Source organism: Serratia aquatilis (assembly GCF_044865145.1).
In the GTDB taxonomy this organism is placed as follows: Bacteria; Pseudomonadota; Gammaproteobacteria; order Enterobacterales; family Enterobacteriaceae; genus Chania; species Chania aquatilis.
This window is the reverse complement of the sequence record NZ_CP173186.1, coordinates 4,422,431-4,447,215: the sequence shown is the minus strand read 5'-3', so window position 1 is coordinate 4,447,215 and position 24,785 is coordinate 4,422,431. Positions and strand designations below refer to the sequence as shown.

Annotated in this window: 25 protein-coding genes and 3 tRNA genes; 22 read left to right on the top strand and 6 right to left on the bottom strand. The window is 54.5% G+C overall.

Annotated elements, in window-relative coordinates:
* Window positions 1-141 precede the first annotated feature (141 nt).
* The 9 genes from SAQUA_RS20075 to hpaA all read left to right on the top strand — a co-directional run bounded on the left by SAQUA_RS20075 (window position 142) and on the right by hpaA (window position 8,365).
* Complete coding sequence (locus SAQUA_RS20075) at window positions 142-768, top strand: fumarylacetoacetate hydrolase family protein (RefSeq protein ID WP_380674414.1); 627 nt, start codon at window positions 142-144, stop codon at window positions 766-768.
* 2 nt (window positions 769-770) lie between these two features.
* The gene (locus SAQUA_RS20070; protein WP_380674412.1) at window positions 771-1,535 is read left to right on the top strand and encodes a fumarylacetoacetate hydrolase family protein; all 765 of its coding nucleotides are present in this window, start codon (window positions 771-773) and stop codon (window positions 1,533-1,535) included.
* Window positions 1,532-2,986, top strand: a complete 1,455-nt coding sequence (hpaE, locus tag SAQUA_RS20065; protein ID WP_380674410.1) for a 5-carboxymethyl-2-hydroxymuconate semialdehyde dehydrogenase — start codon at window positions 1,532-1,534, stop codon at window positions 2,984-2,986. The genes SAQUA_RS20070 and hpaE overlap by 4 nt, the downstream gene beginning before the upstream one ends.
* A gap of 168 nt (window positions 2,987-3,154) precedes the next feature.
* On the top strand, window positions 3,155-4,012 hold the full coding sequence (gene hpaD / locus SAQUA_RS20060; RefSeq protein ID WP_380674408.1) for a 3,4-dihydroxyphenylacetate 2,3-dioxygenase: 858 nt from the start codon (window positions 3,155-3,157) through the stop codon (window positions 4,010-4,012).
* A 9-nt stretch (window positions 4,013-4,021) separates the two neighbouring features.
* A complete protein-coding gene (locus SAQUA_RS20055; protein WP_380674406.1) occupies window positions 4,022-4,408 on the top strand; it encodes a 5-carboxymethyl-2-hydroxymuconate Delta-isomerase in 387 nt (128 codons plus the stop codon).
* A gap of 13 nt (window positions 4,409-4,421) precedes the next feature.
* Window positions 4,422-5,225, top strand: a complete 804-nt coding sequence (gene hpaH, locus SAQUA_RS20050; protein WP_380674404.1) for a 2-oxo-hept-4-ene-1,7-dioate hydratase — start codon at window positions 4,422-4,424, stop codon at window positions 5,223-5,225.
* A gap of 9 nt (window positions 5,226-5,234) precedes the next feature.
* A complete protein-coding gene (hpaI, locus tag SAQUA_RS20045; protein ID WP_380674402.1) occupies window positions 5,235-6,029 on the top strand; it encodes a 4-hydroxy-2-oxoheptanedioate aldolase in 795 nt (264 codons plus the stop codon).
* Between the two features lie 12 nt (window positions 6,030-6,041).
* A complete protein-coding gene (gene hpaX, locus SAQUA_RS20040; protein ID WP_380674400.1) occupies window positions 6,042-7,412 on the top strand; it encodes a 4-hydroxyphenylacetate permease in 1,371 nt (456 codons plus the stop codon).
* 56 nt (window positions 7,413-7,468) lie between these two features.
* Window positions 7,469-8,365 carry a 4-hydroxyphenylacetate catabolism regulatory protein HpaA gene (hpaA, locus tag SAQUA_RS20035; RefSeq protein ID WP_380674398.1) on the top strand — a complete coding sequence of 299 codons (897 nt, stop codon included), beginning with the start codon at window positions 7,469-7,471 and terminating at the stop codon, window positions 8,363-8,365.
* Here hpaA and ampH read toward each other — a convergent pair.
* Window positions 8,362-9,504 (bottom strand): D-alanyl-D-alanine-carboxypeptidase/endopeptidase AmpH, encoded by a 1,143-nt coding sequence (ampH, locus tag SAQUA_RS20030; RefSeq protein ID WP_380674396.1) that lies wholly within the window; start codon window positions 9,502-9,504, stop codon window positions 8,362-8,364. The two genes, hpaA and ampH, sit on opposite strands and share 4 nt — an antisense overlap.
* A gap of 308 nt (window positions 9,505-9,812) precedes the next feature.
* Between ampH and SAQUA_RS20025 the strand changes: the two genes are divergently transcribed.
* Window positions 9,813-10,097 (top strand): DUF1435 domain-containing protein, encoded by a 285-nt coding sequence (locus SAQUA_RS20025; RefSeq protein WP_380674394.1) that lies wholly within the window; start codon window positions 9,813-9,815, stop codon window positions 10,095-10,097.
* Window positions 10,098-10,177: 80 nt separating this feature from the next.
* Here the strand turns inward: SAQUA_RS20025 and SAQUA_RS20020 are convergent.
* The 4 genes from SAQUA_RS20020 to SAQUA_RS20005 all read right to left on the bottom strand — a co-directional run bounded on the left by SAQUA_RS20020 (window position 10,178) and on the right by SAQUA_RS20005 (window position 11,539).
* Window positions 10,178-10,264 (bottom strand) — tRNA-Leu (locus SAQUA_RS20020).
* 35 nt (window positions 10,265-10,299) lie between these two features.
* Window positions 10,300-10,386, bottom strand: a tRNA-Leu gene (locus SAQUA_RS20015).
* 34 nt (window positions 10,387-10,420) lie between these two features.
* Window positions 10,421-10,507: transfer RNA gene (locus SAQUA_RS20010), tRNA-Leu, on the bottom strand.
* Between the two features lie 138 nt (window positions 10,508-10,645).
* On the bottom strand, window positions 10,646-11,539 hold the full coding sequence (locus SAQUA_RS20005) for a LysR family transcriptional regulator (protein ID WP_380674392.1): 894 nt from the start codon (window positions 11,537-11,539) through the stop codon (window positions 10,646-10,648).
* Between the two features lie 117 nt (window positions 11,540-11,656).
* Between SAQUA_RS20005 and SAQUA_RS20000 the strand changes: the two genes are divergently transcribed.
* Window positions 11,657-12,649 (top strand): aldo/keto reductase, encoded by a 993-nt coding sequence (locus SAQUA_RS20000; RefSeq protein ID WP_380674390.1) that lies wholly within the window; start codon window positions 11,657-11,659, stop codon window positions 12,647-12,649.
* Between the two features lie 55 nt (window positions 12,650-12,704).
* Here SAQUA_RS20000 and rsmC read toward each other — a convergent pair whose 3' ends face one another.
* A complete protein-coding gene (rsmC, locus tag SAQUA_RS19995) occupies window positions 12,705-13,748 on the bottom strand; it encodes a 16S rRNA (guanine(1207)-N(2))-methyltransferase RsmC (protein WP_380674388.1) in 1,044 nt (347 codons plus the stop codon).
* Between the two features lie 266 nt (window positions 13,749-14,014).
* Between rsmC and SAQUA_RS19990 the strand changes: the two genes are divergently transcribed.
* The 11 genes from SAQUA_RS19990 (at window position 14,015) to deoA (ending at window position 24,781) form a co-directional block, all read left to right on the top strand.
* Window positions 14,015-14,452, top strand: a complete 438-nt coding sequence (locus SAQUA_RS19990) for a DNA polymerase III subunit psi (protein WP_380674386.1) — start codon at window positions 14,015-14,017, stop codon at window positions 14,450-14,452.
* On the top strand, window positions 14,397-14,840 hold the full coding sequence (gene rimI, locus SAQUA_RS19985; RefSeq protein ID WP_380674384.1) for a ribosomal protein S18-alanine N-acetyltransferase: 444 nt from the start codon (window positions 14,397-14,399) through the stop codon (window positions 14,838-14,840). Before SAQUA_RS19990 ends, rimI begins: the two co-directional genes overlap by 56 nt.
* A gap of 268 nt (window positions 14,841-15,108) precedes the next feature.
* The gene (gene prfC, locus SAQUA_RS19980; protein ID WP_380674381.1) at window positions 15,109-16,698 is read left to right on the top strand and encodes a peptide chain release factor 3; all 1,590 of its coding nucleotides are present in this window, start codon (window positions 15,109-15,111) and stop codon (window positions 16,696-16,698) included.
* 672 nt (window positions 16,699-17,370) lie between these two features.
* On the top strand, window positions 17,371-17,985 hold the full coding sequence (gene osmY / locus SAQUA_RS19975; RefSeq protein WP_380674379.1) for a molecular chaperone OsmY: 615 nt from the start codon (window positions 17,371-17,373) through the stop codon (window positions 17,983-17,985).
* Between the two features lie 212 nt (window positions 17,986-18,197).
* Window positions 18,198-18,359, top strand: a complete 162-nt coding sequence (locus SAQUA_RS19970; protein ID WP_380674377.1) for a DUF1328 family protein — start codon at window positions 18,198-18,200, stop codon at window positions 18,357-18,359.
* 59 nt (window positions 18,360-18,418) lie between these two features.
* Window positions 18,419-18,604 (top strand): CsbD family protein, encoded by a 186-nt coding sequence (locus SAQUA_RS19965; RefSeq protein ID WP_380674375.1) that lies wholly within the window; start codon window positions 18,419-18,421, stop codon window positions 18,602-18,604.
* Window positions 18,605-18,614: 10 nt separating this feature from the next.
* Window positions 18,615-19,736, top strand: coding sequence for a patatin family protein (locus SAQUA_RS19960; protein WP_380674373.1), 1,122 nt, complete (start codon window positions 18,615-18,617; stop codon window positions 19,734-19,736).
* A complete protein-coding gene (locus SAQUA_RS19955; RefSeq protein WP_380674371.1) occupies window positions 19,733-20,527 on the top strand; it encodes a TatD family hydrolase in 795 nt (264 codons plus the stop codon). The genes SAQUA_RS19960 and SAQUA_RS19955 overlap by 4 nt, the downstream gene beginning before the upstream one ends.
* A 177-nt stretch (window positions 20,528-20,704) precedes the next feature.
* Entirely contained in the window at window positions 20,705-21,982 is a 1,278-nt protein-coding gene (locus SAQUA_RS19950) for a NupC/NupG family nucleoside CNT transporter (RefSeq protein WP_380674369.1), read from the top strand.
* 635 nt (window positions 21,983-22,617) lie between these two features.
* Entirely contained in the window at window positions 22,618-23,397 is a 780-nt protein-coding gene (gene deoC / locus SAQUA_RS19945) for a deoxyribose-phosphate aldolase (protein WP_380674367.1), read from the top strand.
* A 61-nt stretch (window positions 23,398-23,458) separates the two neighbouring features.
* Entirely contained in the window at window positions 23,459-24,781 is a 1,323-nt protein-coding gene (deoA, locus tag SAQUA_RS19940; RefSeq protein WP_380674365.1) for a thymidine phosphorylase, read from the top strand.
* The last annotated feature ends 4 nt before the right edge of the window (window positions 24,782-24,785 follow it).

Below are 24,785 nucleotides of genomic sequence, written 5' to 3'. Positions count from 1 at the left end.
GTTCATTATTTGTGAATATTTCGTTATCACGATCACAAATTAAATTAACAACGTTGCGTAAAAGCTGAACAGCGTATAAAACTATTCGTTAATATATTAATGAATAGTGACTGTGCTGTTTTACCCTTTTAAGGAGTCTGCATGAAAGGCACCGTATTTTCCGTTGCACTAAACCACCGCAGCCAGCTTGACGCCTGGGATCAAGCGTTTCGTTCGGCCCCTTATCAAACACCGCCAAAGACACCGGTATGGTTTATCAAACCACGTAACACCCACCTTAATAATGGCGGCAGTATCCCGTTCCCGGCCGGTGAAACCGTGCAAAGCGGTGCCACATTGGCGGTGGTGATTGGCAGCACGGCACGCAAGGTAGCCGCAGATAAGGTGGCTGATTATGTTGCCGGTTACGCCTTGGCCAACGATGTCAGCCTGCCGGAAACCAGTTTTTATCGCCCGGCAATCAAAGCCAAGTGCCGTGATGGATTCTGCCCGCTGGGCGAGATTGCTCCACTCGCCAGCACCGGCAATCTGGACATTATCACTGAAATCAACGGGGTGGAGCAGGATCGCTGGTCAACCGCCGATCTGGTGCGTTCAGTGCCAGAACTTATCGCCGCTATCAGCGACTTTATTACTTTGCAGCCGGGTGATGCGGTGCTGATTGGCACGCCACACCAGCGGGTAGCTATCCAACCGGGTGATGAAGTAACGGTCCGGGCCGCTGGCTTGCCAACCCTTACCAACCGCGTGACGCAGGCAGGAGAATAACCATGAGACACGCCCGTATTCGCCATCATGGCCAGATTGTTAATGTCACCGTTGATGACCAGCTGCGCGTTACGCTGCCAGACGGCAGCCAATTAGCTGAACACGACGTTGAATGGCTGCCTCCAGTGGAAGGCACAGTGTTTGCCCTGGGCCTGAATTATGCCGATCACGCCAGTGAACTGGAGTTTAAAGCGCCAGAAGAGCCGCTGGTGTTCCTAAAAGGGCCAAATAGCCTGACCGGCCACCGTCAGGTTTCCGTCCGCCCAGCCGAAGTGGAATACATGCATTACGAAGCGGAGCTGGTGGCGGTGATTGGTAAAACCGCACGTAATGTCAGCCGCGAGCAGGCGATGGATTACGTAGCGGGTTATACGCTGTGCAATGACTACGCCATCCGCGACTATCTGGAAAACTACTACCGCCCGAATCTGCGGGTAAAAAGCCGCGATACTCTGACGCCAATTGGCCCCTACATTGTCGACCGTGACGATGTCAAAGACCCGCATAACCTGACACTCAGTACCTATGTCAACGGTGAACTGCGCCAGCGGGGTACCACCGCCGATATGATCTTCGATATCCCCTTCCTGATTGCTTACCTGAGCGAATTCATGACGCTGCAACCTGGCGACATGATCGCCACCGGCACGCCGAAAGGGCTGGCGGACGTTAAGCCCGGCGATGAAGTGGTGGTGGAGATTGAGAGCATTGGCCGTTTGGTCAACCACATCATCAGTGAAAAAGATTACGAGGAGAGCAGGGGATGAAAACCATTAACCATTGGATCAATGGCAAGAACGTTGCCAGCAAAGAGTATTTCACCACCAGCAACCCGGCGAACGGCGAGGTGTTGGCGGAAGTGGCCTCTGGTGGACAGCTCGAAGTCGATCAGGCGGTAGCCGCCGCAAAACAGGCATTCCCCAAGTGGGCCAACACGCCGATGAAAGAGCGTGCGCGCCTGATGCGCCGCCTGGGTGAGTTGATCGACCAGAATGTGCCGCAGATTGCCGAGATGGAAACAGCGGACACCGGCCTGCCGATCCACCAGACCAAAAACGTGCTGATCCCGCGCGCTTCGCACAACTTTGAGTTCTTCGCCGAGATCTGCCAGCAGATGAATGGCCGCACCTATCCGGTGGACGACAAGATGCTCAACTACACGCTGATCCAACCGGTGGGGGTCTGCGCACTGGTATCACCGTGGAACGTGCCCTTTATGACAGCGACCTGGAAGACGGCACCCTGCCTGGCGCTGGGAAATACCGCAGTGCTGAAAATGTCTGAATTGTCGCCGCTAACTGCCGATCGTTTGGGTGAACTGGCTCTGGAAGCGGGTATTCCTGCCGGGGTACTGAACGTGGTGCAGGGTTACGGTGCCACCGCCGGGGATGCCTTGGTGCGCCATAAAGATGTGCGTGCGGTGTCCTTCACCGGCGGTACGGCGACGGGCCGACGCATTATTGAAAGCGCCGGGCTGAAGAAATTCTCGATGGAACTGGGCGGCAAGTCGCCAGTGCTGATCTTTGAGGATGCGGATATCGAACGTGCGCTGGATGCTGCGCTGTTCACCATCTTCTCGATCAACGGCGAACGCTGTACCGCTGGTTCACGCATCTTCATTCAGGAAAGCATTTACCCGGAATTCGTCAAACGCTTTGCCGAGCGTGCCAACCGTTTGCGCGTGGGCGAACCGATGGATCCCAATACCCAGGTGGGGGCGCTAATCAGCCAGCAGCATTGGGAAAAAGTGTCTGGCTATATCCGTTTGGGCATCGAAGAAGGTGCCACCCTGTTGGCCGGTGGCCCGGATAAGCCGGCGGGGCTGAGCCACGGCCACTTCCTGCGCCCAACGGTGCTGGCCGATGTCGACAACCGTATGCGTGTTGCGCAGGAGGAGATCTTCGGGCCGGTGGCCTGTCTCCTGCCATTCAAATCAGAAGAAGACGGCCTGCGCATGGCCAACGATGTTGAGTACGGCCTGGCGTCGTACATCTGGACGCAGGATATCAGCAAGGTGCTGCGTCTGGCCCGCAGTATTGAAGCGGGCATGGTTTTCGTCAACACCCAGAACGTGCGTGATCTGCGCCAGCCGTTTGGCGGAGTGAAAGCCTCTGGCACTGGCCGCGAAGGCGGTGAGTACAGCTTCGAAGTGTTTGCCGAAATGAAAAACGTTTGTATCTCCATGGGGGATCACCCGATCCCACGCTGGGGCGTGTGAACTCACTCCACGCCTTTTTAATTAACCGAGAACTGAGTACCCAACAGATTTAGAAACGCAGTCAACAGCGACTGTAATTAAAAAATGAAGGGTATATACCCTAAATAATTCGAGTTGCAGGAGAGCCAACGCATCTGCAACTTGAAGTATGACGGGTATGGAGGACATATGGGTAAATTAGCACTAGCAGCAAAAATTACACACGTTCCCTCGATGTATCTGTCTGAACTGCCCGGCAAACACCAGGGTTGCCGCCAGGCTGCCATTGATGGTCACAAAGAAATAGGCGCCCGCTGCCGTGAGCTGGGCGTTGACACTATCATCGTGTTTGATACCCACTGGTTGGTAAACAGCGCCTACCACATCAACTGCTGTGAGCACTTCAAAGGTGTTTACACCAGTAACGAGTTGCCGCACTTCATTCGCGACATGACCTATGAATATGACGGTAACCCAGCGTTGGGGCACTTGATTGCCGACGAAGCCTGCAAGCTTGGGGTGCGTGCCAAGGCGCATGAGATCCCAAGCCTGGAGCTGGAATATGGCACGCTGGTTCCTATGCGCTATATGAACGCCGACAAACACTTCAAGGTGATTTCCATTTCGGCATTCTGCACCGTGCATGACTTTGCAGACAGCCGCCGCCTGGGCGAAGCGATTAAAACCGCCATCGAAAAGTATGACGGCACCGTGGCGGTATTGGCCAGCGGCTCGCTTTCTCACCGCTTTATCGACGACCAGCGCGCCGAGGAGGGTATGAATAGCTATACCCGTGAGTTCGACCACCAGATGGATGAACGCGTGGTGAAACTGTGGGAAGAGGGGCGTTTCCCTGAGTTCTGCCAAATGTTGCCAGAGTACGCCAACTACTGTTTTGGCGAGGGCAACATGCACGACACGGTGATGCTGTTGGGCCTGCTGGGTTGGGATCGGTATCAGGGCAAGGTGGAGTTTGTCACCCCGCTGTTCGCCAGTTCCGGCACCGGACAGGTTAACGCCATTTTCCCACTTCCTGCACAAGCTTGAGGCCACCCAATGCCCCATTTTTACGCTGAATGTACTGACAACATCCGCCGGGAGGCGGATTTGCCCGCGCTGTTCGCCAAGGTGAACCATGCGCTGGCTGAAACCGGCATCTTCCCATTGGCGGGGGTGCGTAGCCGCGCCATCTGGCTGGATACCTGGCAGATGGCCGATGGCAAACAGAATTATGCCTTCGTGCATATGACGCTGAAGATTGGCCATGGGCGCAGCCTGGAAAGCCGTCAGCAGGTGGGTGAAATGCTGTTCATCCTGATTAAGGATCACTTTGCTGCGCTGATGGCGAACCGTTATCTGGCGATCTCTTTCACCATCGAAGAGCTGGATCCGGTGCTGAATTATAAGCAGAACAACGTCCATGCGCTGTTTCGCAAGGACTGAATGAGGAGTGGAAATGCTGGATAAAGACGAACTGAGCCGAGCCGTGCAGCGCCTGCATCAGGCCGAGAAGAGCCGGGAACAGATCCGTGCCCTGTCACTGGATCACCCGGAAATCACCATCGAAGATGCCTATGCCATCCAGCGCCAATGGGTTGAGCTGAAGATTGCCGAAGGGCGCACCCTGAAGGGGCATAAAATCGGCCTTACCTCGCGTGCCATGCAGGTTAGCTCGCAGATCACCGAGCCGGACTACGGTGCGCTGCTTGACGATATGTTCTTTAACGACGGTAGCGATATTCCAATCGATCGCTTTATCGTGCCGCGTGTTGAGGTTGAGCTGGCATTCGTGCTGGCAAAACCGCTGCGTGGGCCAAATTGCTCGCTGTTTGATGTCTACAACGCCACCGACTACGTGATCCCAGCGTTGGAGATTATTGATGCACGCAGCCATAACGTCGATCCGCAGACCCAGAGGCCACGCAAGGTGTTCGACACCATTTCTGATAACGCTGCCAACGCAGGCGTCGTGATGGGGGGGCGCCCGATCAAGCCAGACGCGATGGATTTGCGTTGGATCAGCGCCTTGCTGTATCGCAACGGGGTGATCGAAGAGTCCGGTGTGGCGGCGGCGGTGCTCAATCATCCGGCTAACGGCGTCGCCTGGCTGGCTAACAAGCTATTCCCCTATGACGTAGAGCTGGAAGCCGGGCAGATCATCCTCGGTGGTTCTTTTACCCGCCCGGTGGCCGCACGGCGCGGCGATACGTTCCATGCGGATTACGGCCCGATGGGCTGCATCAGCTGCCGGTTTGTTTAAGGAGGCATTATGCTGACCAACCATTTCAAACTGGCGCTACAGGAAAAACGCCCGCAGATCGGCCTGTGGCTAGGGCTATGCAGCAGCTATAGCGCTGAACTGCTGGCCGGAACCGGGTTCGACTGGCTGCTGATCGACGGCGAACACGCGCCCAACAATGTGCAGACGGTGTTAAGCCAACTGCAAGCGGTGGCACCTTACCCTAGCCACCCGGTGGTGCGCCCGGCCTGGAACGATCCTGTCCTGATCAAGCAACTGCTGGATGTTGGGGCGCAAACTCTGCTGATCCCGATGATTCAGAACGCGGAACAGGCCCAGGAAGCGGTACGGGCAACCCGCTATCCACCCAACGGCATCCGTGGGGTAGGGAGTGCACTGGCTCGCGCCTCGCGCTGGAACCGGATACCGAATTATCTCCAGCAAGCCGACAGCCAGATGTGCGTGCTGGTGCAGATCGAAACCCGTGAAGCGGTGAAAAATCTGGATGCGATTCTACAGGTGGAAGGGGTCGATGGCGTGTTTATTGGCCCGGCGGATCTAAGTGCCGATATGGGCTTTGCCGGTAATCCTCAGCACCCCGAAGTGCAACACACCATTAATGATGCCATCGCCCGTATCCGTGCGGCGGGTAAAGCACCGGGTATCTTGATGGCGCAACAGGAACTGGCGCAACACTATCTGGCATCGGGCGCGTTGTTCGTTGCCGTCGGGGTGGATACTACTCTGCTGGTACGAGCGGCCGATGCTCTGCTAGGCAGTTTCAAACAGGGTAAACCGGCAGCACCATCCTCTGGCGTTTACTAATCGGAGTCACCTATGAGCAACGTCGATTCGCTCAAGCCGCTGAACCCGGCAGAGCAACATAAAGCGTTAACCGCCACCGAGCAGTCGGTGATTAAAAAGTTATTTCGGCGCCTGATTGTTTTCCTGTTCATTCTGTTTGTTTTTTCATTCCTTGATCGCATCAACATCGGGTTTGCTGGTTTAACCATGGGCAAAGATCTCGGTCTGAGCTCTACCATGTTTGGCTTGGCGGCAACGCTGTTTTACGTCACCTATGTGATCTTCGGTATCCCCAGCAATATCATGCTGGGCATCGTGGGTGCACGGCGCTGGATTGCCACCATCATGGTGCTGTGGGGCATTGCCTCTACCTGCACCATGTTCGCCACCGGGCCGACCAGCCTGTATATCTTGCGTATGATCGTCGGTATTACCGAGGCAGGCTTCCTGCCGGGGATACTGGTCTATCTTACCTACTGGTTCCCGGCGTTCTATCGTGCTCGCGCCAACGCATTGTTTATGATCGCCATGCCGGTGACGATGGCGATTGGCTCGCTGGTTTCCGGCTATATTCTGGCACTGGATGGGGTGATGAACCTCACCGGCTGGCAGTGGCTGTTCCTGCTGGAAGGTATTCCTTCGGTGATCCTCGGCGTGGTGGTGTGGTTCTATCTCGATGACACTCCGGCCAAGGCCAAATGGTTGACCGATGAGGAGAAAAGCAGCCTGAAGGCGATGATGGAAGCCGACAAGCTGCAACTGGTGCAGCCGGAAGGGCCTACCAGCCACCAAGCCTTGCAGCAACGCAGCCTGTGGCGTGAAGTGCTGACGCCGATCGTGCTGATGTATACGCTGGCCTATTTCTGTCTTACCAACACCCTGAGTGCCATCAATATCTGGACGCCGCAGATCCTGCAAAGTTTTAATCAGGGCAGTAGTAATATTGTGATCGGCATTCTGGCAGCGATCCCGCAGATCTGTACCATCGCCGGAATGATCTGGTGGAGTAAGCGTTCGGATCGTTTGCAGGAGCGTAAATACCACACCGCTTTGCCTTATCTGTTTGCCGCAGCAGGTTGGCTGCTGGCTTCGGCTACCAACCACAGTATGATCCAACTGCTGGGGATCGTGATGGCGTCGGTGGGGTCGTTTACCGCGATGGCGATCTTCTGGACCACGCCGGACCAATCTATCAGCTTTGAAGCGCGAGCGGTGGGGATCGCGGTGATCAACGCCACCGGTAATATCGGCTCGGCGGTCAGTCCGCTGTTGATCGGCTGGTTCAAGGATGTGACCGGCAGTTTCAACTCCGGGCTGTACTTTGTCTCGGCGCTGTTGATTATTGGTGCGGTGCTGGTGTGGCGTATCCCAATGAAGGATTCACGCCCACGGGCAACACCATAAAGCCATAGGGAGAAGGGGCTTTTCCCGGCCCTTCTCCCGCATTCCTGGAGGAAAGCGTGCAGAAAAATACCGGCTTTATCGCCAATATCGATATTTGCAAAGAGTATGACGCACGTTACGCCAACGATGAGGTGCACTACGAAACCTTTGCCGGGCTGGCGGCGTTTTTTGGCCGCGATATGCAGGTGCACTGGCATGATCGTTTCTTTCAACTGCATTTTCTGGAAACCGGCAAGATCGAGCTGCAACTCGACGATCAGCACTATTCGGTGCAGGCTCCGCTGTTTATCCTCACGCCACCTTCCGTACCGCACGCTTTTTTCACCGAACCGGATAGCGATGGGCACGTACTGACGGTGCGTCAGGAACTGATTTGGTCGCTACTGGAACGGCTGTATCCAGGGAGTAATCTGGCTTTGGATATGCCGGGTATTTGCCTTTCGCTGGCGGATGCCCCACAGGAGTTAGCGGCACTTGGGCATTACTGGGCGCTGATCCGCCATGAATTCAGCCAGAGGCTGGCCGGGCGAGAGCAAACGCTGGCGCTACTGGCCCAGGCGGTGTTCACGCTGTTGTTACGTAATACCTCGCTGGAAGATAAGGCTGCCAGCGGAGTACGCGGCGAGCTGCAAATGTTCCAGCGGTTTAACAAGATGGTGGATGAGCGTTTCCGTGAACACCTGCCGGTGCCAGAATATGCGCAGGCGTTGGGAGTGACGGAATCACGCCTTAACGACCTGTGCCGCCGCTTTGCCAACCGCCCGCCAAAACGGCTGGTTTTTGATCGCCTGCTGCGGGAAGCCAAACGCCTGCTGCTGTTCAGTGCCTGCACGGTACATGAAACCGCCTACGATCTGGGGTTCAAGGACCCGGCCTACTTCGCCCGTTTCTTCAACCGGCTGGAAGGCTGCTCCCCTTCTGCCTATCGCGCTACGCAAAACCCGCTGGCTTAGCTTTTGTTCGCCACCAAATCCGCTACCAGCCGGTTGACCGGATCGCTCATGTTGGTGAATTTGGTCAACTCTGAGCGGGTAACCACCACGAACACGCCGACATTTTGCTGCGGCACCATCGCCATGTAAGTAATAAAGCCGCCGCCGCCGCCGGTTTTCTGGATGATCCCCGGTAGGCCGTCTTTAGGGGCCATATACACCCAACCCAATCCCAACGCAGAGGCATCGCCCGGTACGTCCATGCCTTTCAATGACGTTAAATCCTGGCGCTGAAAGTACATGGTTTGCTCGCTCATTGCCGTCGGTTTGCGGTAGCCGTTGGCGCTGGAAGAGAGAAACTGCTGCATCCAGCGCTGCATATCACGCGGGGTAGAGTAAACGCCGCCGCTGCCTGCCGCTGCGGTAGTATCGCGACAGGTGCTTGGCCCTTTGGCCGCTACCATCAGGCGTGAGCACTGTTCAGCACTAGGGGTGAGCGTGGTATCCACCATTCCCAGTGGGGCGGTAATTTTTTCACGCAACAGCGCGCCATACGGCTTGCCTGCGGCCTTTGCCAGGGCATCAGCCAGCAGATCGTAGGCCAGATTGGAATAGGAAGCCGTTGTGCCCGGTGGCACGGTGATGCTGGCATGTGCCAGCCACTGCCAGCGCTGTGCTTTGGTCGGCCAGGTGAAAACCGGCGTTTTGGGCGGTTTTTTCCCCGGCTGTTCCCGAGGCAGGGCGCTGGTGTGGGTCGCCAGATTCAGCAGGGTGATCGGTTGGCGTGCGTTATACGATGGTACATAAGCCCCTTTGGGGGCATATTTACGCAACGGATCGGTGATTTTGACTTTTCCCTCCTCCGCCAGTTTAACCATCACTTCGCTGGTCATCAGCTTGGTGATAGAGGCGATACGGATCAGCGAATCGGGGCGAGGGCGCTGATCGTTACCTGGTTTGGTATCGCCAAAACTGCGGTTGACCACCTGATTGCCATCGATCACCACCAGCGCCATACCGGTTGCGCCGCTGTTGTAAAAGATGTGTTCGGCATAGTTATCGACAATCTGTGAGGTCAGTTGTGAACTGGCAGCCTGACTAGCCAGCGGCGCGGCACTCAGACCCAGTGCCACGAATAAAGAAGGGAGTAAAGTCTTCAATGGTGGTTTCCCATGCAAAAAAACGGTAGTGATCCTGAGTTTGTATCTAGGCTGTGTCCCTCAAATGACCGCCAGCGGCGCTCACGTGCAATTGAGGGACACAGCCTAGTTTAAAGCGTAATTGCCTGAATCGCATGTCGTAAAGGTGTTAAACGGTTAAAGTTTTCAGGATTTTCCCATACAAAGGCAGCATGCCACCGTTAGCCGCATAGATTGGAGTGAAGTTTCCCGCCGATTTATAAAAAAAATGGACGCCGGTAAAAAGTCATATATGATATTGGTTATCATTATCACTTGGGGATGGAGCCATGCTAGCCGCTGTGATTACTGCGTGTGGGATGTGGAGTGTCAGTTGGTATCTGGGGAACCGGCTTGCCAGCGCCTGGGGAGTATTACTACCCTGCGCCCTGATGCCATTTCTGGCAATGATCGAGCTGAATATGACGCAATTGCGTGCCTTGATCGTCATCGCTATGTTGGTGACGCTGGTGATGTTGTTCAATAGCCGCTGGCGTCACTATCTGCTGCTTCCTTCCACTATGGCTCTGGCCGGTGGGTTAGCGGCGATTAGTCTGCATTTCAGCTTTAACTGAAACGACAAAAGCACGCATTGGCGTGTTGGATTTTAGGGGGAGATTGATGCGCAATAGAGGCTGGAGAGAAACATATCGAGTGGTGCGAAGAGAGGGACTTGAACCCTCACGTCCGTAAGGACACTAACACCTGAAGCTAGCGCGTCTACCAATTCCGCCACCTTCGCACAAAAGATATGTTGCTTGATTTATATCACCAGCTTGGTGCGAAGAGAGGGACTTGAACCCTCACGTCCGTAAGGACACTAACACCTGAAGCTAGCGCGTCTACCAATTCCGCCACCTTCGCCCTGATGCTGTGTAATATAAATCATGTGGTTATTTGGTGCGAAGAGAGGGACTTGAACCCTCACGTCCGTAAGGACACTAACACCTGAAGCTAGCGCGTCTACCAATTCCGCCACCTTCGCATACCGAAACGTTACCACGGAGGCGAATTCTAGAGATTTTGGCGGGGACGTCAATAGTTATTTCCCGGTTTAGCGGTGTTTGCTGTAAAAACCGCCATATCCTTCTTCCTGTTTGAAATTGCAGTTACGGGGCGCAGCCTAATACTTACCGAACAAGGAAATCAGCCAATCAATCAGTACTCTGACTCGGGGCGCGAGGAAACGACCGGGGGGATACATGATATAGATTGGCATCGGCGGCGGTGGCGTAGCGCTCAGAATCTCGACTAGTTCACCGCTTTGCAGCCACTTGGCAACCGAGTAGCGAGCACCCTGAATCAGCCCCATATCGGCACGGCAGGCGGCGGTATAGGCGTCGGCCCCGCTGACGGTCAATCGACTGGGTAATTCACGTTGTTCAAGTTTACCGTTCCGGCAGAATTCCAGCGGATAGTTGCGATTGTTCACCAGCGAGAAATACCCCACAGCCTGGTGATGCCGCAGCTCGTCAATTGATTGCGGTTCGCCAAACTTCTGCAGGTAGCCGGGGGAAACACAGGTCAGTTGCGGCATCTGGGCAATGCGCCTAGCAACCAGCGTATCGTCTGCGGTTTCCCAGGCGCGCAGTACGCAATCCACCCCTTCGCGCAGTAGATCAACATGGGTGTCATTAGCGCCGAGCGCAATTTCCATCTCTGGATAGCGCTGGTAAAAATCATCCAGCGCGGGGATGACAATCTCGCGTGCCAGCGAATGCGGCATATCGATGCGTACTTTACCGGTTGGCTGCAACTTGTGGTGGCTGAACAGGGTATCCGCCTCCTCCAGTGCATCCAGCAGTTGCAGGCAGCGCTGATAATAGAGTGAACCCTCGGCGGTGATCTGCACCTGGCGCGTGGTGCGGATTAACAGACGGACTCCCAGCCGCTGTTCCAGACGTTTCAGAACGTTACTTACCGTGGCTCGCGGTAGTTGTAACCGCTCAGCTGCCCGGCTGAAACTACCCAGTTCCACGATCCGTGTGAAGACCCGCATGGCCTGAATCTGATCCATCTTGTTGTCCGCATTGTTAGTGATTTATGAACAGTGATGTGTAATCTGCATTATTTATCTTTGTCAGCTAAACAACCAGACTTTGTTGCGACATTAACGCTCTATGAGGACAAGGTAATGCAACAACGCAAATTAGGCTCCAATGGCCCCATCATCTCAGCCCTGGGGTTAGGCTGCATGGGGATGAGCGACTTCTATTCCCCCGGTAGTGACGATCGGGAAGCTATTGCCACGCTGCACCGGGCGCTGGAGTTGGGGGTAACCCTATTGGATACCGCCGACATGTATGGTCCGTATACCAATGAGCAACTGATCGGCAAGGCGATAAAAGGCAAACGGGACCAGGTGTTTCTGGCGACCAAATTCGGTATCGTGCGCGATCCGGCCGATCCCAATGCGCGTGGCGTGAGCAGCAAGCCTGAGTATATCCGCCGCTCGGTTGAAGGCAGCCTGCAACGGCTGGGCGTAGAGACGATAGACCTTTACTATCAGCATCGTGTCGATCCTACGGTGCCAATCGAAGAGGTGGTCGGAACGATGGCGGATCTGATCAAAGAGGGCAAGATCCGCTACATCGGTTTGAGTGAAACCTCGGTGAGTACCCTGGAACGGGCACATCAGGTGCATCCGATAACCGCTTTGCAGACCGAGTATTCTCTGTGGAGCAGAGAAGCAGAGCAGGGCCAGCTTGCGGCTTGCCAGCGGTTGGGTATCGGTTTTGTGGCATACAGCCCATTGGGCCGTGGTTTCCTGACCGGAGCGATCCAGAGCGTCGAGGATCTGGCTACGGATGATTTCCGCCGCAATAATCCGCGCTTTCAGGGGGATAATTTTGCCCGCAATCTGGCGCTGGTGGAAAAGGTCAGCGAGTTGGCGAAACAGAAAGGGGTGGCTCCTTCACAACTGGCGCTGGCCTGGGTGCTGGCACAAGGGGAGCACATTGTACCGATCCCCGGCACCAAGCGCAGACGCTACCTGGAGGAGAACGTCGCTGCGGCGGATATTACGCTGAGCAAGCAGGAGTTGGCGGCTATCGAGGCGGTGTTTCCAGTGACGGGCGTGGCGGGTGCGCGTTATACGCCGGTGGGGATGGCGCATCTTAACGGCTGAGTGGGGTATTTCCCCTCACTATTAGTTAGTAAGGGGAAACCGTTGAACCTCAGATTTACTTTTTCTTCTTCGGATCGCGCGGTGGGCGGCCTACGGTCGCTTGGTACACTTTGAAACGGCCATTCTGCACCAGCACTTCGTGGCTGCCGAAAGTGGCATCCAGAATATCCGGGTAAGGCAGGAAGGCGTTGGCAACGATGCGTAACTGGCCACCGATTGGCAGGTGTTTGATTGCCCCACGGATCAGGGTTTCCGCTGCGGTCAGGCTGGTTGCCAGGCCGTCGTGGAAAGGTGGGTTGGAGATGATCAGATCAAAGCGGCCGGTAATATCGGAGTAAACGTTACTGACGATCACTTCACCTTCGATGCCGTTGGCTGCCAGCGTAGCGCGGCTGGATTCCACCGCTGCCGCATTCACGTCGCTGAGGGTCAGCTTCATTTTTGGCGACATTCTGGACACGACCGAAGCCATGACGCCTGCGCCACAGCCTACGTCCAGTAATTTGCCTTTCATGTGTTTATCCAGCGTGGAGAGCAGCAATGAACTGCCGACGTCCAGACCGTCGCGGCTAAATACGCCGGGTAATGTCTTCACGTTAAGATCGTGTAACTGGTAGCTTTCCCACCAGTCGGACAGATCAAATTCGGTTTGCACATCGATGCGGCCATGATACAGCCCGCAACGGCGAGCGCTGTCAATCTTGGCCAGCTTGGCGTGGCCTTCCAGGGTTTGCTCGGCACTGCGCACACCGCTGCGGTTTTCACCTACCACAAAGATTTCCGCGCCAACTGGCAGCAGAGCCAGGATATTGCACAGTTGGAATTGTGCTTCCTGCTTGCTCTTCGGCCAGTAATAAATCAACGTGTCGCACTCCGCGACGAAGGTAGGATCCACGGTCAGACCGAACTGCGCATTTTCGCCCATCGTCCGGTTCAGTAACTGCCAGTGATGGTATTGCTGGGTGTGGACACGAACATCCGCGGCCTCGAATTGGGCGGGCAATGTGTCCTGCAGATCGCCAGCAAACAGCACGCGGCGTTCAATAAATTCATCACTATGGCGCAGCATCACTTCACTGGCGGGGGTTAATGCAGACATCAGTTTTCGGCTCCTCAAGATTTGACCGAAGATTATAGAGCTTTGTGACCAGATGTTCGATGGGTTTGTTGGCGCAGGGGGCGCTGGTTTGTTAGCATATACCCGTCGCCCCTCAAGGTGCTGGGGTGTTGGCTGCTCTCTCACCCGAATCACTTACCATTGTAAGCTCATCGGGATTTATTCGATTGCCGCCTACCAGCATCTCGAAGTAACTCGGGTATAGCGCGGCACAGGGTAGGTAGGGGGCACAACTCACGGGGATCGGCATGGCATCAAGACGCGACTGGCTGTTACAACAACTGGGTATTACGCAGTGGACATTGCGCCGCCCAGGCGTGTTGCTGGGGGAGGTTGCGGTAAGTGTGCCACCCAACGTGCGTTTGTTGGTGGTGGCGCAGGACTTGCCCGATCATCACGATCCGCTGTTTTGCGATGTGCTGCGCAGCCTGGACCTGACACCAGCACAAACCTATGGCCTGACACCGGATCAGGTAGTGATGCTGCCCGAAGACACCGAGTGCAACAGTTGGCGGCTGGGCGTTGTGGAGCCGCTTGCGGTGGCCGGTGCGCAGCTATATAGCCCGGCTCTGGCCGAGCTTTCTCAAGACGCGGGTGCGAAACGCGCACTTTGGCAGCAGATTTGTCACCATGAACAACATTTCTATCCTGACAACGGCCGATCTGGCCACAGCCTTCAAGATTGAACAAGCCAGCCATGCATTTCCCTGGACGGCAGCGACCTTTGCCAGTAATCAGGGTGAACGTTACCTTAATCTGAAGCTTGAAGTGAACGGGCAGATGGCCGGGTTTGCCATTACCCAGATAGTATTGGACGAAGCTACACTGTTTAATATCGCCATCCACCCCGACTGGCAACGCCAAGGGCTGGGGCGCACTCTGCTGAACGCATTAATAGAGCAGTTGGCAACGCGGGGCATTGTCACGCTGTGGCTGGAGGTCCGTGCTTCCAACCTGGGGGCGATAGCCCTGTATGAAGACCTTGGTTTCAACGAGGTGACGGTGCGCAGTAACTATTATCCTGCTGCCAATGGCCGTGAAGATGCGATCGTTATGGCCCTGCCATTAGGCTAATGCCACGAAAGCATTGATTGTCACGGGGTGGTAAATCAGCGAAAATAACCCGCTATACTCGTCATACTTCAAGCTGCATGGGTGTTGGCTACGTCCGTTCGCACCAGTCACATAGTGGGCTATGCTCCTGGCGACTCTCGGACTTGCCGCCTACATGCAACTCGAATTATTTAGAGTATATACTCTTTTTATTACCGCTTTGTCTGGCGCCGCGATCCGCGCGTTCTCATGACTAACAGGGCGGACTAACCATAGAAACGTGAAAAACATGTCTCCTAGTGAATTCGCTCGCGAAGTCTCCAAAAGAAGAACTTTTGCCATTATCTCGCACCCCGATGCCGGTAAAACAACCATTACCGAGAAGGTGTTGTTGTTCGGGCAGGCTATCCAGACCGCCGGTACGGTAAAGGGCCGTGGCTCTAACCAGCATGCCAAGTCTGACTGGATGGAGATGGAGAAACAGCGTGGGATCTCGATCACCACCTCGGTGATGCAGTTCCCCTACCGTGAATGTCTGATCAACCTGCTGGATACCCCAGGGCACGAAGACTTCTCTGAAGATACTTACCGTACCCTGACGGCAGTGGACTGCTGCCTGATGGTGATCGATGCCGCGAAAGGGGTAGAAGATCGTACCCGTAAGCTGATGGAAGTGACTCGTTTGCGTGATACGCCAATCCTGACCTTCATGAACAAGCTTGACCGTGACATTCGTGATCCGATGGAAGTGATGGATGAAGTTGAACGCGAGCTGAAAATCGCCTGTTCACCAATCACCTGGCCGATTGGCTGCGGCAAATTGTTCAAAGGGGTTTACCACCTCTATAAAGACGAAACCTATCTGTATCAGACCGGTAAAGGCCACACCATTCAGGAAGTTCGCATCGTCAAGGGGCTCAATAACCCGGATCTGGATGCTGCCGTGGGGGAAGATCTGGCGGCACAACTGCGTGAAGAGCTGGAACTGGTGCAAGGGGCTTCCCACGAGTTTGAACAGGAAGCCTTCCTTGCAGGTGAACTGACGCCGGTGTTCTTCGGAACGGCATTAGGTAACTTTGGCGTTGACCACATGCTCGACGGTTTGGTGGCCTGGGCGCCAGCGCCAATGCCACGTAAGACGGATACCCGTGAAGTCGTAGCCGCAGAAGAAAAATTCACCGGTTTTGTGTTCAAGATCCAGGCCAACATGGATCCGAAGCATCGTGACCGTGTGGCTTTTATGCGTGTGGTGTCCGGCAGGTATGAGAAAGGCATGAAGTTACGTCAGGTTCGTACCGGTAAAGACGTGGTGATCTCTGACGCGCTGACCTTCATGGCGGGTGACCGCTCACATGTTGAAGAGGCGTATCCGGGCGACATTATTGGTTTACATAACCACGGAACAATCCAGATCGGTGACACCTTTACACAGGGTGAAGATATGAAGTTCACCGGCATTCCTAACTTTGCCCCTGAACTGTTCCGCCGCATCCGTCTGCGCGATCCTCTCAAGCAGAAACAACTGCTGAAAGGGCTGGTCCAGCTTTCCGAAGAGGGGGCTGTGCAGGTGTTCCGGCCAATCTCCAACAACGATCTGATCGTCGGAGCTGTGGGTGTTCTGCAGTTTGATGTCGTGGTAGCACGTTTGAAGAGCGAATATAACGTTGAAGCGTTATACGAGTCGGTAAACGTTTCCACCGCCCGCTGGGTGGAGTGTGACGACGTGAAAAAATTCGAAGAATTCAAGCGTAAGAACGAGCTGAATCTGGCGTTGGACGGAGGGGACAACCTTTCATATATAGCGCCAACCATGGTTAACCTTAACCTGACACAAGAGCGTTACCCTGACGTTGTGTTCCGCAAGACCCGCGAGCATTGATCGAACCCAAAATCGGGCGCTTAAGGGCGCCCGGTGAGGTTGATGACAAAGTCGCCTTCTGACCCGAGATACTCGGGCCTAGCGCACCGAGGGGCGCTCCGACGGCTTACGCCGTTACGACCCCATCGGCACGCTCTCCCTAATAACGGGGTTTGTCAGCAGTCTGATCGGGCGCTTAAGAGCGCCCGGTGTTTTTTTATTTTCTTCCCAACCTGCTTATTCATAATCTTTTCTTATTGATTATGTCTCGCCACCGCGTTTGCTATGCTTCTGCTTCCCACGGCTATTTTTATCTAAAACCTATATTTTTAGGGTATGTCTTGTGTTTATAGCGTAAAGTACTAGTGTTTTCACTCTATGTAGAGAGTTATTCGGTTGTGTTGCCGATTGGAGACATTTTTAAACCATCATAATCAATGAGATAGAAAAAAATCTCTGCCACTCGCCCCCATTTGTCGCCAATAGGCAACAGTTTTCCGCCTTAATGTTATGCCTTTGCTGCTTTATTGTTGTGTTTTGACGGTATTCACACATTGGCACGTGCATTGCTCCTGTTTAAACGTGAACGTTTGATTGTGTAAGTATCGTGAAGTATCCGTTTGAGTTTGCAGCTTTTCGGCCGCATCAGGGTATGCAGCTGTCAAGCTATCCATAACAAGAAGGAAGAGATCGATGAACAAGACCAAATTGGCACATTCACTAATGGTTATCGTGTTGGGTTCTGCATTGCTAAGTGGTACTGCTCTTGCAGAAGAAACTCTGTTGAACAAAGTGTCCAGCGTTGCTGATGGTGCTGGTAACAAAATCGATAACTCTATGAAAAAAGTAGACGGCTTCATGGATGACAGCGCAATTACAGCCAAGGTTAAAAGCGCCTTGATTGAAGATAAAACCATAAAAAGTAACGATATCTCTGTGGAAACTGAGAAAGGTGTCGTCACACTGTCCGGTTTTGTCGATAGCCAGATGCAGGCCGAACAGGCTGTCAAAGCCGCAGGCAAGGTGGAAGGTGTCAAATCCGTTAGCGACAAATTGCACGTAAAAGACCAACCGAGTCAGTCAATCAAAGCTTATGCTGGCGATGCGGCAACGACCAGCGAACTGAAGGCTAAGCTGTTGGCCGACGATATTGTGCCTTCCCGTCATGTGAAAGTAGAAACCACCGATGGCGTAGTTCAGCTTTCCGGTTCGGTGAAAACTCCGGCTCAGTCGGAACGTGCAGAGAAAATTGCCAAAGCCATTGACGGCGTGAAAAGCGTCAAGAACGACTTGGTGGTAAAACCCTAGTCAATCAGCACCAGTAACAACAAGCTGGCAATTCCGGGCTAGCGCCCGGGTTGTGTACGACACAGACCAGGCCGTGTCTTCTGATTGACAGCCTGCGGTGTTCCCCGGCAATTGGGGGACATGGCCTGGAGTACAGCGCTGTGTGAAGGTTAACCCCATCAATAGGGCTGGCTGATGGTAATGCGGTTTTCACTTATGGTAAGGAGTGGCTTATGTTTCGTTGGGGCATTATCTTTTTAATTATCGCCTTGATCGCTGCGGCGTTAGGATTCGGTGCACTTGCCGGTACTGCCGCCTGGGCGGCTAAAATCGTCTTTGTCGTGGGTATTATTCTGTTCCTGGTCAGCCTGTTTACTGGCCGTCGGCGACCTTAATTTTCTCTCAAACTGTAACAAAGTTTAATTCCTTTTCTCGGCATTTAGTGAGGCAAGTTATGAATAGCGACATCATTGTCGGCCGCTTGAAACAGCTGAAAGGCCAGGCTTGGCAGGTGTGGGCGGAGTTTTCCGGCAATGATTTTACCTGGTTGTCAGGGAGTAATGATTTCCTCTCTGGCGTGTTGCAAGAAGATTACGGAAAAGAGCGAGAAGCGCTATCCTCGAAAAAACAGCCACATTGAGGATATAAGATTGGGATACAGAATACCTGTCACGATCGGCAATATAGAACCGTTGGCATATAAACCTTACCGCGCGGGTAAAATGGCGCTGGTATGTGAAGGGGGCGGGCAGCGTGGGATTTTTACCGCAGGTGTACTGGATGAGTTTCAGCGTGCCCATTTTAACCCATTTGAGCTGATGATTGGTACCTCTGCCGGTGCGCAGAATCTCTCGGCTTTTGTTTGCGGCCAGTTGGGCTATGCACGGCGGGTGATCACCCGTTACACCACCTCTGCCAATTTCTTCAACCCGTTGCGTTTTGTGCGCGGTGGGCATCTTATCGATCTCGACTGGCTGGTGGACATCACCTCGCAAGAATTGCCATTGGCAATCGATGTAGCCGAACAACGGCTGAGTAATGGCCGTGAGTTCCTGATGTGCGCCTGCCGGAGCGACGACTTCGAGCCGACTTATCTGCGCGCCGAGCGAGTCAATTGGCTGCCAGCCATCAAGGCTTCCAGTGCCATCCCCGGTTTTTACCGCATGGGCGTTGAACTTGATGGCATCAGCTACCTTGATGGCGGGATCAGTGATGCAATTCCGGTAGAAGAAGCTTACCGCCGTGGGGCTGATACCATTGTAGTGATCCGCACCGTGCCTTCGCAGATGTATTACACTCCCCAATGGATGAAACGCATGGAGCATTGGCTCGGTGACAGTAGCCTACAGCAGATGGTGCGTATTATGCAGCGTCATGAAGAGAGCTATCACCGTATCCAGCAATTCATTGAGAAACCGCCGGGTAAATTGCGTATCTTTGAGATTTACCCGCCCAAACCCTTGGCGAGTAATGCTCTCGGCAGCCGTTTGGCTTCTTTGAATCAGGATTATCATCTTGGCCGCCGCTGCGGGCGCTATTTTTTGGCAACGGTAGGACACTGGCTGCTGGAACAGGAAAAGCTCGATGGTTTAAAGGTAAAAAAAGCCCTTCCTCGCGGTTTGTTGCAACCGGAAAATGTGCGTATGCCGTCACCGATCATGACTGATGTGGAAGCGCCATCTGGCCGAAAAGCGCAGGCAAAAACGCCGCGAGCAACGCCAAGCATCATTCTGCCGGGCGATCCTTCCCCCGGTGGTGGAGAGGCCCCGTGAGCTATGTTTTCGTCGATACCCACTGCCACTTTGATTTCCCACCTTTTACCGGGCACGAGAAGGAGAGCCTGGCGCTGGCGGCGCAGGCCGGTGTACAGCAGATCATTGTGCCAGCGGTGACCGCAGATCGCTTTGCCAGCTTACTGAAACTGGCGGGCGATCATTTACCGCTGTTTGCCGCGCTGGGGCTTCACCCTTTGTATATCGTGCAACATCATGATCAACAGCTTGACCAACTGGCAGACTTTTTAGCCAGTCGGCCAGCAAAACTGGTTGCGGTAGGGGAGATCGGCCTTGATCTTTACATGGCCGACCCGCAGTTTGTGCGCCAACAGACGTTGCTTAAACAGCAACTTACCTTGGCGAAACGGCATGATCTACCGGTGATCTTGCATTCCCGCCGTAGCCACGATCAACTGGCAGCGGCGCTGCGCCGTGCTGATGTCCCCCGCCGTGGCGTAGTGCACGGTTTTGCCGGCAGTCTGGCGCAGGCGCAAGCATTTATTCGCTTGGGTTACTCCATCGGAGTGGGAGGAACCATCAGTTATGAACGCGCCCAGAAAACTCGCGGCGTAATGGCGCAGTTACCGCTGGGATCTCTGTTATTGGAGACTGATGCACCGGATATGCCTTTAGCAGGTTATCAGGGGCAACCCAACCGCCCAGAGCGGGCTGCTGAGGTGTTCAAAATACTCTGCCAACTACGGCCTGAACCGCCGGATGAAATAGCAGATTCTCTGCAGCAAAATGCTCAGTCCCTGTTTGCCTTACCTTCACCTGTTGCAGCGTAATGTGACTTGCTTCACATTACAAAGTTTTTAATTGCGTCTGGTTGTATGCGTTTGTGACATAAAACGGGTCTCATTACCGCTTGCCCCGTATAATTACCAGCCGTTATCACCCTTAGATAACCCGTTGCAGTCACCGGGCTAGGGGCACTTCTTTTTTCGCAACAGGGATATTCTCGTATGCAACTCATCATGAGCCTGGTCGGTATGATGGTACTTATCGCCATTGCTGTACTGCTCTCCAGCAACCGGCGCGCTATTAATCTGCGTACGGTGATCGGCGCATTTATCATTCAAATCGCTATTGGTGCGCTGGTGCTGTATGTACCGGTCGGGCGCCGCATTCTTGGCGGCATGTCTGAAGGGGTGGCAAACGTCATCGCCTACGGCAACCAGGGGATCTCTTTTATCTTCGGCGGCCTGGTTTCCGATAAAATGTTTGAAGTCTTCGGTGGCGGCGGTTTTGTGTTCGCGCTGCGCGTACTGCCGGTGATTGTCTTCTTCTCCTCACTGATAGCGGTGCTCTACTATCTGGGTATTATGCAGTTGGTGATTAAGATCCTTGGTGGCGGACTGCAGAAACTGCTGGGAACGTCACGGACTGAGTCACTGTCGGCGACCGCCAATATCTTTGTCGGCCAGACCGAGGCGCCTCTGGTCGTGCGCCCCTATATCGCCACCATGACCCAGTCTGAGCTGTTTGCCGTGATGTGTGGTGGCTTGGCTTCGGTCGCGGGATCCGTGCTGGCTGGGTATGCCCAGATGGGGGTACCGCTGGAATATCTGATTGCCGCTTCGTTTATGGCTGCGCCAGGTGGCCTGCTGTTTGCCAAGCTGATGGTGCCGGAAACAGAAAAAACCCACGATAAAGACGATGCGATGAAGTTGATTGCCGAAGAGGATCGCCCGGCCAACGTGATTGACGCGGCGGCTTCAGGTGCTGCATCCGGTATGCAACTAGCGCTGAACGTGGGAGCCATGTTGCTGGCATTTATTGCTTTGATCGCCGTGCTGAACGGCATACTGGGCGGTGTTGGCGGCTGGTTTAACTTCCCTCAACTCTCTCTGGAGTTGATTCTGGGGTGGCTCTTCTCGCCAATCGCCTTCCTGATCGGTGTGCCATGGAATGAAGCGATGGTCGCCGGTTCGTTTATCGGCCAGAAGATCATTGTTAACGAATTCGTTGCCTATATGAACTTCGGCGCTTACTTGCGCCCGGACGATGTGGTTGCAGCGGAGGGGTTGCAGGTGCTGTCGCAACATACCAAGGCGATTATCTCCTTTGCGCTGTGCGGTTTTGCCAACCTGTCTTCTGTCGCGATCCTGCTTGGTGGGTTGGGCAGTATGGCACCGAGCCGTCGCCAGGACATCGCGCGCTTTGGTTTGAAGGCCGTTGCTGCGGGTACGCTTTCCAACCTGATGAGCGCTACCATCGCCGGTTTCTTTCTGGCGCTGTAAGCTATACTTCTGATCACCTAAGCCGCACAGTGACTGGCTTAGGTGCCTGAAAGCATTTTTCACGGGCGCGCTGATGGTGCCCGTGTCTACTTGCTATCTAGGCTGTGTCCCTTAATTGCCCGTGGTGCCATCGCAGACCCAAAAGCCCGTTATCAAGGCGGAGGGTGAAGGGCAGAGTGGCCCTCTGTTCAAGCCCGACAACACAGAAAACGGGCTTTTGGGGCGCGACCCTTCGGGCTGGTGCCATTTGCGCGCATTGCGGCGTTGTTCGCCGCTTATTTGGTCCACCAAACCTCGCGGCTCACGCCTTGCCCTGTGCACAAATGACCGCCAGCGGCGCTCGCGTGCAATTAAGGGACACAGCCTAGTGTAGTAATGTGTGAACAATATCCCGGTATTATGTGACATAATTCACATATAATCCGAATCCGTTACAGAGATATTTCATACGGTGTGAATCAGAGCACAAATAACTCGACGTTATCGTGTTCAAATAGCAACCAATGGCTGTTCGATATCGAAAGGCTATGTGCGGTGAGAAGGATCTCAGTTGCCGCCGTGGTTTCACTCCACGCGCTATCTTCAAGGAACCAAGTCCGCTCGCCAACACTGTCAGTACTCAGTTGGAGAGTTTTATGACCGAATTAACCGCAGCGGCGCAACGTGCGCTGAATCTGATGGATTTAACCACGCTGAATGATGATGATACCGACGAGAAAGTTATCGCCCTGTGTCGTCAGGCAAACAGCCCGGCAGGCCATACCGCCGCCATCTGTATTTACCCTCGCTTTATCCCTATTGCGCGCAAGACGCTGCGTGAACAAGGTACCCCTGATATTCGTATCGCTACTGTCACTAATTTTCCGCATGGTAATGATGATGTCGCCATCGCGCTGGCGGAGACTCGGGCGGCCATTGCTTACGGTGCCGACGAGGTTGACGTGGTATTCCCTTACCGTGCATTGATCGCAGGTAACGATAAGGTCGGTTTTGAACTGGTGAAACAGTGCAAGCAGGCCTGTGCCGAGGCCAATGTGCTGTTGAAAGTGATTATCGAAACCGGCGAGTTGAAGCAGGCGGATCTGATCCGCAAGGCATCTTCGATTGCCATCGAGGCAGGGGCCGACTTTATCAAAACATCTACCGGTAAAGTGCCGGTTAATGCCACGTTGGAAAGCGCTGAACTGATGATGACGGTGATCCGTGATATGGGCGTTGCCAACGATGTCGGTTTCAAACCCGCTGGCGGTGTACGCACGGCAGAAGATGCGCTGCACTATCTGCAACTTGCCGATCGTATTCTGGGTAAGGGCTGGGCCGATGCGCGTCACTTCCGCTTCGGTGCTTCAAGCCTGTTGGCCAGCCTGCTGACCACGTTGGGGCATAGCACCCAGTCTGCTGGTAACGGTTACTGATTTTTTATCGCGCCACAGGGTTACTGTTGGCATATCGAATGGGTAAAACAGGGAGAATGCCTTGTTCCTGGCACAAGAAATAATCCGTAAAAAACGTGACGGTCAGTCATTGAGCGAAGCAGAGATCCGCTTCTTCATCAATGGCATCCGCGATAACGTGGTTTCCGAGGGGCAGATTGCTGCTTTGGCGATGACCATTTACTTCCACGACATGACCATGCAGGAGCGCGTGGCGCTGACTATGGCCATGCGTGATTCAGGCTCGGTGCTTGACTGGAAGAAACTGGCATTAAACGGCCCAATAGTCGACAAACATTCAACCGGCGGCGTGGGGGATGTGACTTCGCTGATGCTGGGCCCGATGGTCGCGGCCTGTGGCGGTTATGTGCCGATGATTTCAGGGCGTGGTCTTGGCCATACCGGAGGTACGCTGGACAAACTGGAGGCCATCCCGGGCTTTAACATTTACCCGGACGACACTGCCTTCCGCAGGATCATCAAAGACGTTGGGGTGGCGATTATTGGCCAAACCAGCTCGCTGGCCCCGGCCGACAAGCGTTTCTATGCCACACGCGATATTACGGCCACCGTGGATTCCATCCCGCTGATCACCGCGTCCATTCTGGCGAAGAAGCTGGCTGAAGGGCTTGATGCGCTGGTGATGGACGTTAAAGTTGGATCTGGTGCCTTTATGCCGACCTACGCGCTTTCGGAAGATTTGGCGCAGGCGATCGTTGGCGTGGCCAACGGTGCCGGTTGTAAGACCACGGCACTGCTCACCGATATGAATCAGGTGTTGGCATCCAGCGCCGGTAATGCGGTGGAAGTGCATGAAGCTGTTCGCTTCCTGACCGGTGAATACCGCAACCCGCGTCTGCTGGAAGTGACCATGGCGCTATGCGTGGAAATGCTGCTTTCCGGCGGCCTGTCAACGGATGATGCCGATGCCCGAGCCAAGCTGCAGAAGGTATTGGACAACGGCAAAGCGGCGGAAGTTTTTGGCCGCATGGTGGCGGCACAGAAGGGCCCTACCGATTTTATCGAGCGCTACGATAGCTATCTGCCTGTGGCAACATTAAGCAAACCGGTTTATGCCGAGAGGCCGGGTAACATTACCGCGATGGATACCCGGGCGCTGGGAATGGCAGTGGTATCACTGGGAGGCGGACGCCGTCGGGCCAGTGACAGCATCGATTACAGCGTTGGACTGACCCATATGGCCCGTTTGGGCGCGTTTGTCGATAATCAACGTCCTTTAGCGTTGATCCATGCCAATGATGAAGAGAGCTGGCAGCAGGCCGCTGACGCGGTACGCAGTGCGATGGTGCTGGGTGATAAAGCCCCAGCAGCCACCCCGGTGGTGTACAAGCGCATCACTGAATAAAATC

What these genes read in the sequence shown, in the direction of transcription:
- SAQUA_RS20005 (WP_380674392.1), bottom strand. Translation starts at nt 11,539, where the DNA reads ATGGATCAGATTCAGGCCATGCGGGTCTTCACACGGATCGTGGAACTG.
- hpaX (WP_380674400.1), top strand. Translation starts at nt 6,042, where the DNA reads ATGAGCAACGTCGATTCGCTCAAGCCGCTGAACCCGGCAGAGCAACAT.
- hpaH (WP_380674404.1), top strand. Translation starts at nt 4,422, where the DNA reads ATGCTGGATAAAGACGAACTGAGCCGAGCCGTGCAGCGCCTGCATCAG.
- SAQUA_RS20000 (WP_380674390.1), top strand. Translation starts at nt 11,657, where the DNA reads ATGCAACAACGCAAATTAGGCTCCAATGGCCCCATCATCTCAGCCCTG.
- SAQUA_RS20025 (WP_380674394.1), top strand. Translation starts at nt 9,813, where the DNA reads ATGCTAGCCGCTGTGATTACTGCGTGTGGGATGTGGAGTGTCAGTTGG.
- SAQUA_RS19970 (WP_380674377.1), top strand. Translation starts at nt 18,198, where the DNA reads ATGTTTCGTTGGGGCATTATCTTTTTAATTATCGCCTTGATCGCTGCG.
- SAQUA_RS19950 (WP_380674369.1), top strand. Translation starts at nt 20,705, where the DNA reads ATGCAACTCATCATGAGCCTGGTCGGTATGATGGTACTTATCGCCATT.
- SAQUA_RS20055 (WP_380674406.1), top strand. Translation starts at nt 4,022, where the DNA reads ATGCCCCATTTTTACGCTGAATGTACTGACAACATCCGCCGGGAGGCG.
- deoC (WP_380674367.1), top strand. Translation starts at nt 22,618, where the DNA reads ATGACCGAATTAACCGCAGCGGCGCAACGTGCGCTGAATCTGATGGAT.
- rimI (WP_380674384.1), top strand. Translation starts at nt 14,397, where the DNA reads ATGAACAACATTTCTATCCTGACAACGGCCGATCTGGCCACAGCCTTC.
- hpaI (WP_380674402.1), top strand. Translation starts at nt 5,235, where the DNA reads ATGCTGACCAACCATTTCAAACTGGCGCTACAGGAAAAACGCCCGCAG.
- rsmC (WP_380674388.1), bottom strand. Translation starts at nt 13,748, where the DNA reads ATGTCTGCATTAACCCCCGCCAGTGAAGTGATGCTGCGCCATAGTGAT.
- SAQUA_RS19990 (WP_380674386.1), top strand. Translation starts at nt 14,015, where the DNA reads ATGGCATCAAGACGCGACTGGCTGTTACAACAACTGGGTATTACGCAG.
- SAQUA_RS20070 (WP_380674412.1), top strand. Translation starts at nt 771, where the DNA reads ATGAGACACGCCCGTATTCGCCATCATGGCCAGATTGTTAATGTCACC.
- hpaD (WP_380674408.1), top strand. Translation starts at nt 3,155, where the DNA reads ATGGGTAAATTAGCACTAGCAGCAAAAATTACACACGTTCCCTCGATG.
- hpaE (WP_380674410.1), top strand. Translation starts at nt 1,532, where the DNA reads ATGAAAACCATTAACCATTGGATCAATGGCAAGAACGTTGCCAGCAAA.
- prfC (WP_380674381.1), top strand. Translation starts at nt 15,109, where the DNA reads ATGTCTCCTAGTGAATTCGCTCGCGAAGTCTCCAAAAGAAGAACTTTT.
- SAQUA_RS20075 (WP_380674414.1), top strand. Translation starts at nt 142, where the DNA reads ATGAAAGGCACCGTATTTTCCGTTGCACTAAACCACCGCAGCCAGCTT.
- osmY (WP_380674379.1), top strand. Translation starts at nt 17,371, where the DNA reads ATGAACAAGACCAAATTGGCACATTCACTAATGGTTATCGTGTTGGGT.
- SAQUA_RS19965 (WP_380674375.1), top strand. Translation starts at nt 18,419, where the DNA reads ATGAATAGCGACATCATTGTCGGCCGCTTGAAACAGCTGAAAGGCCAG.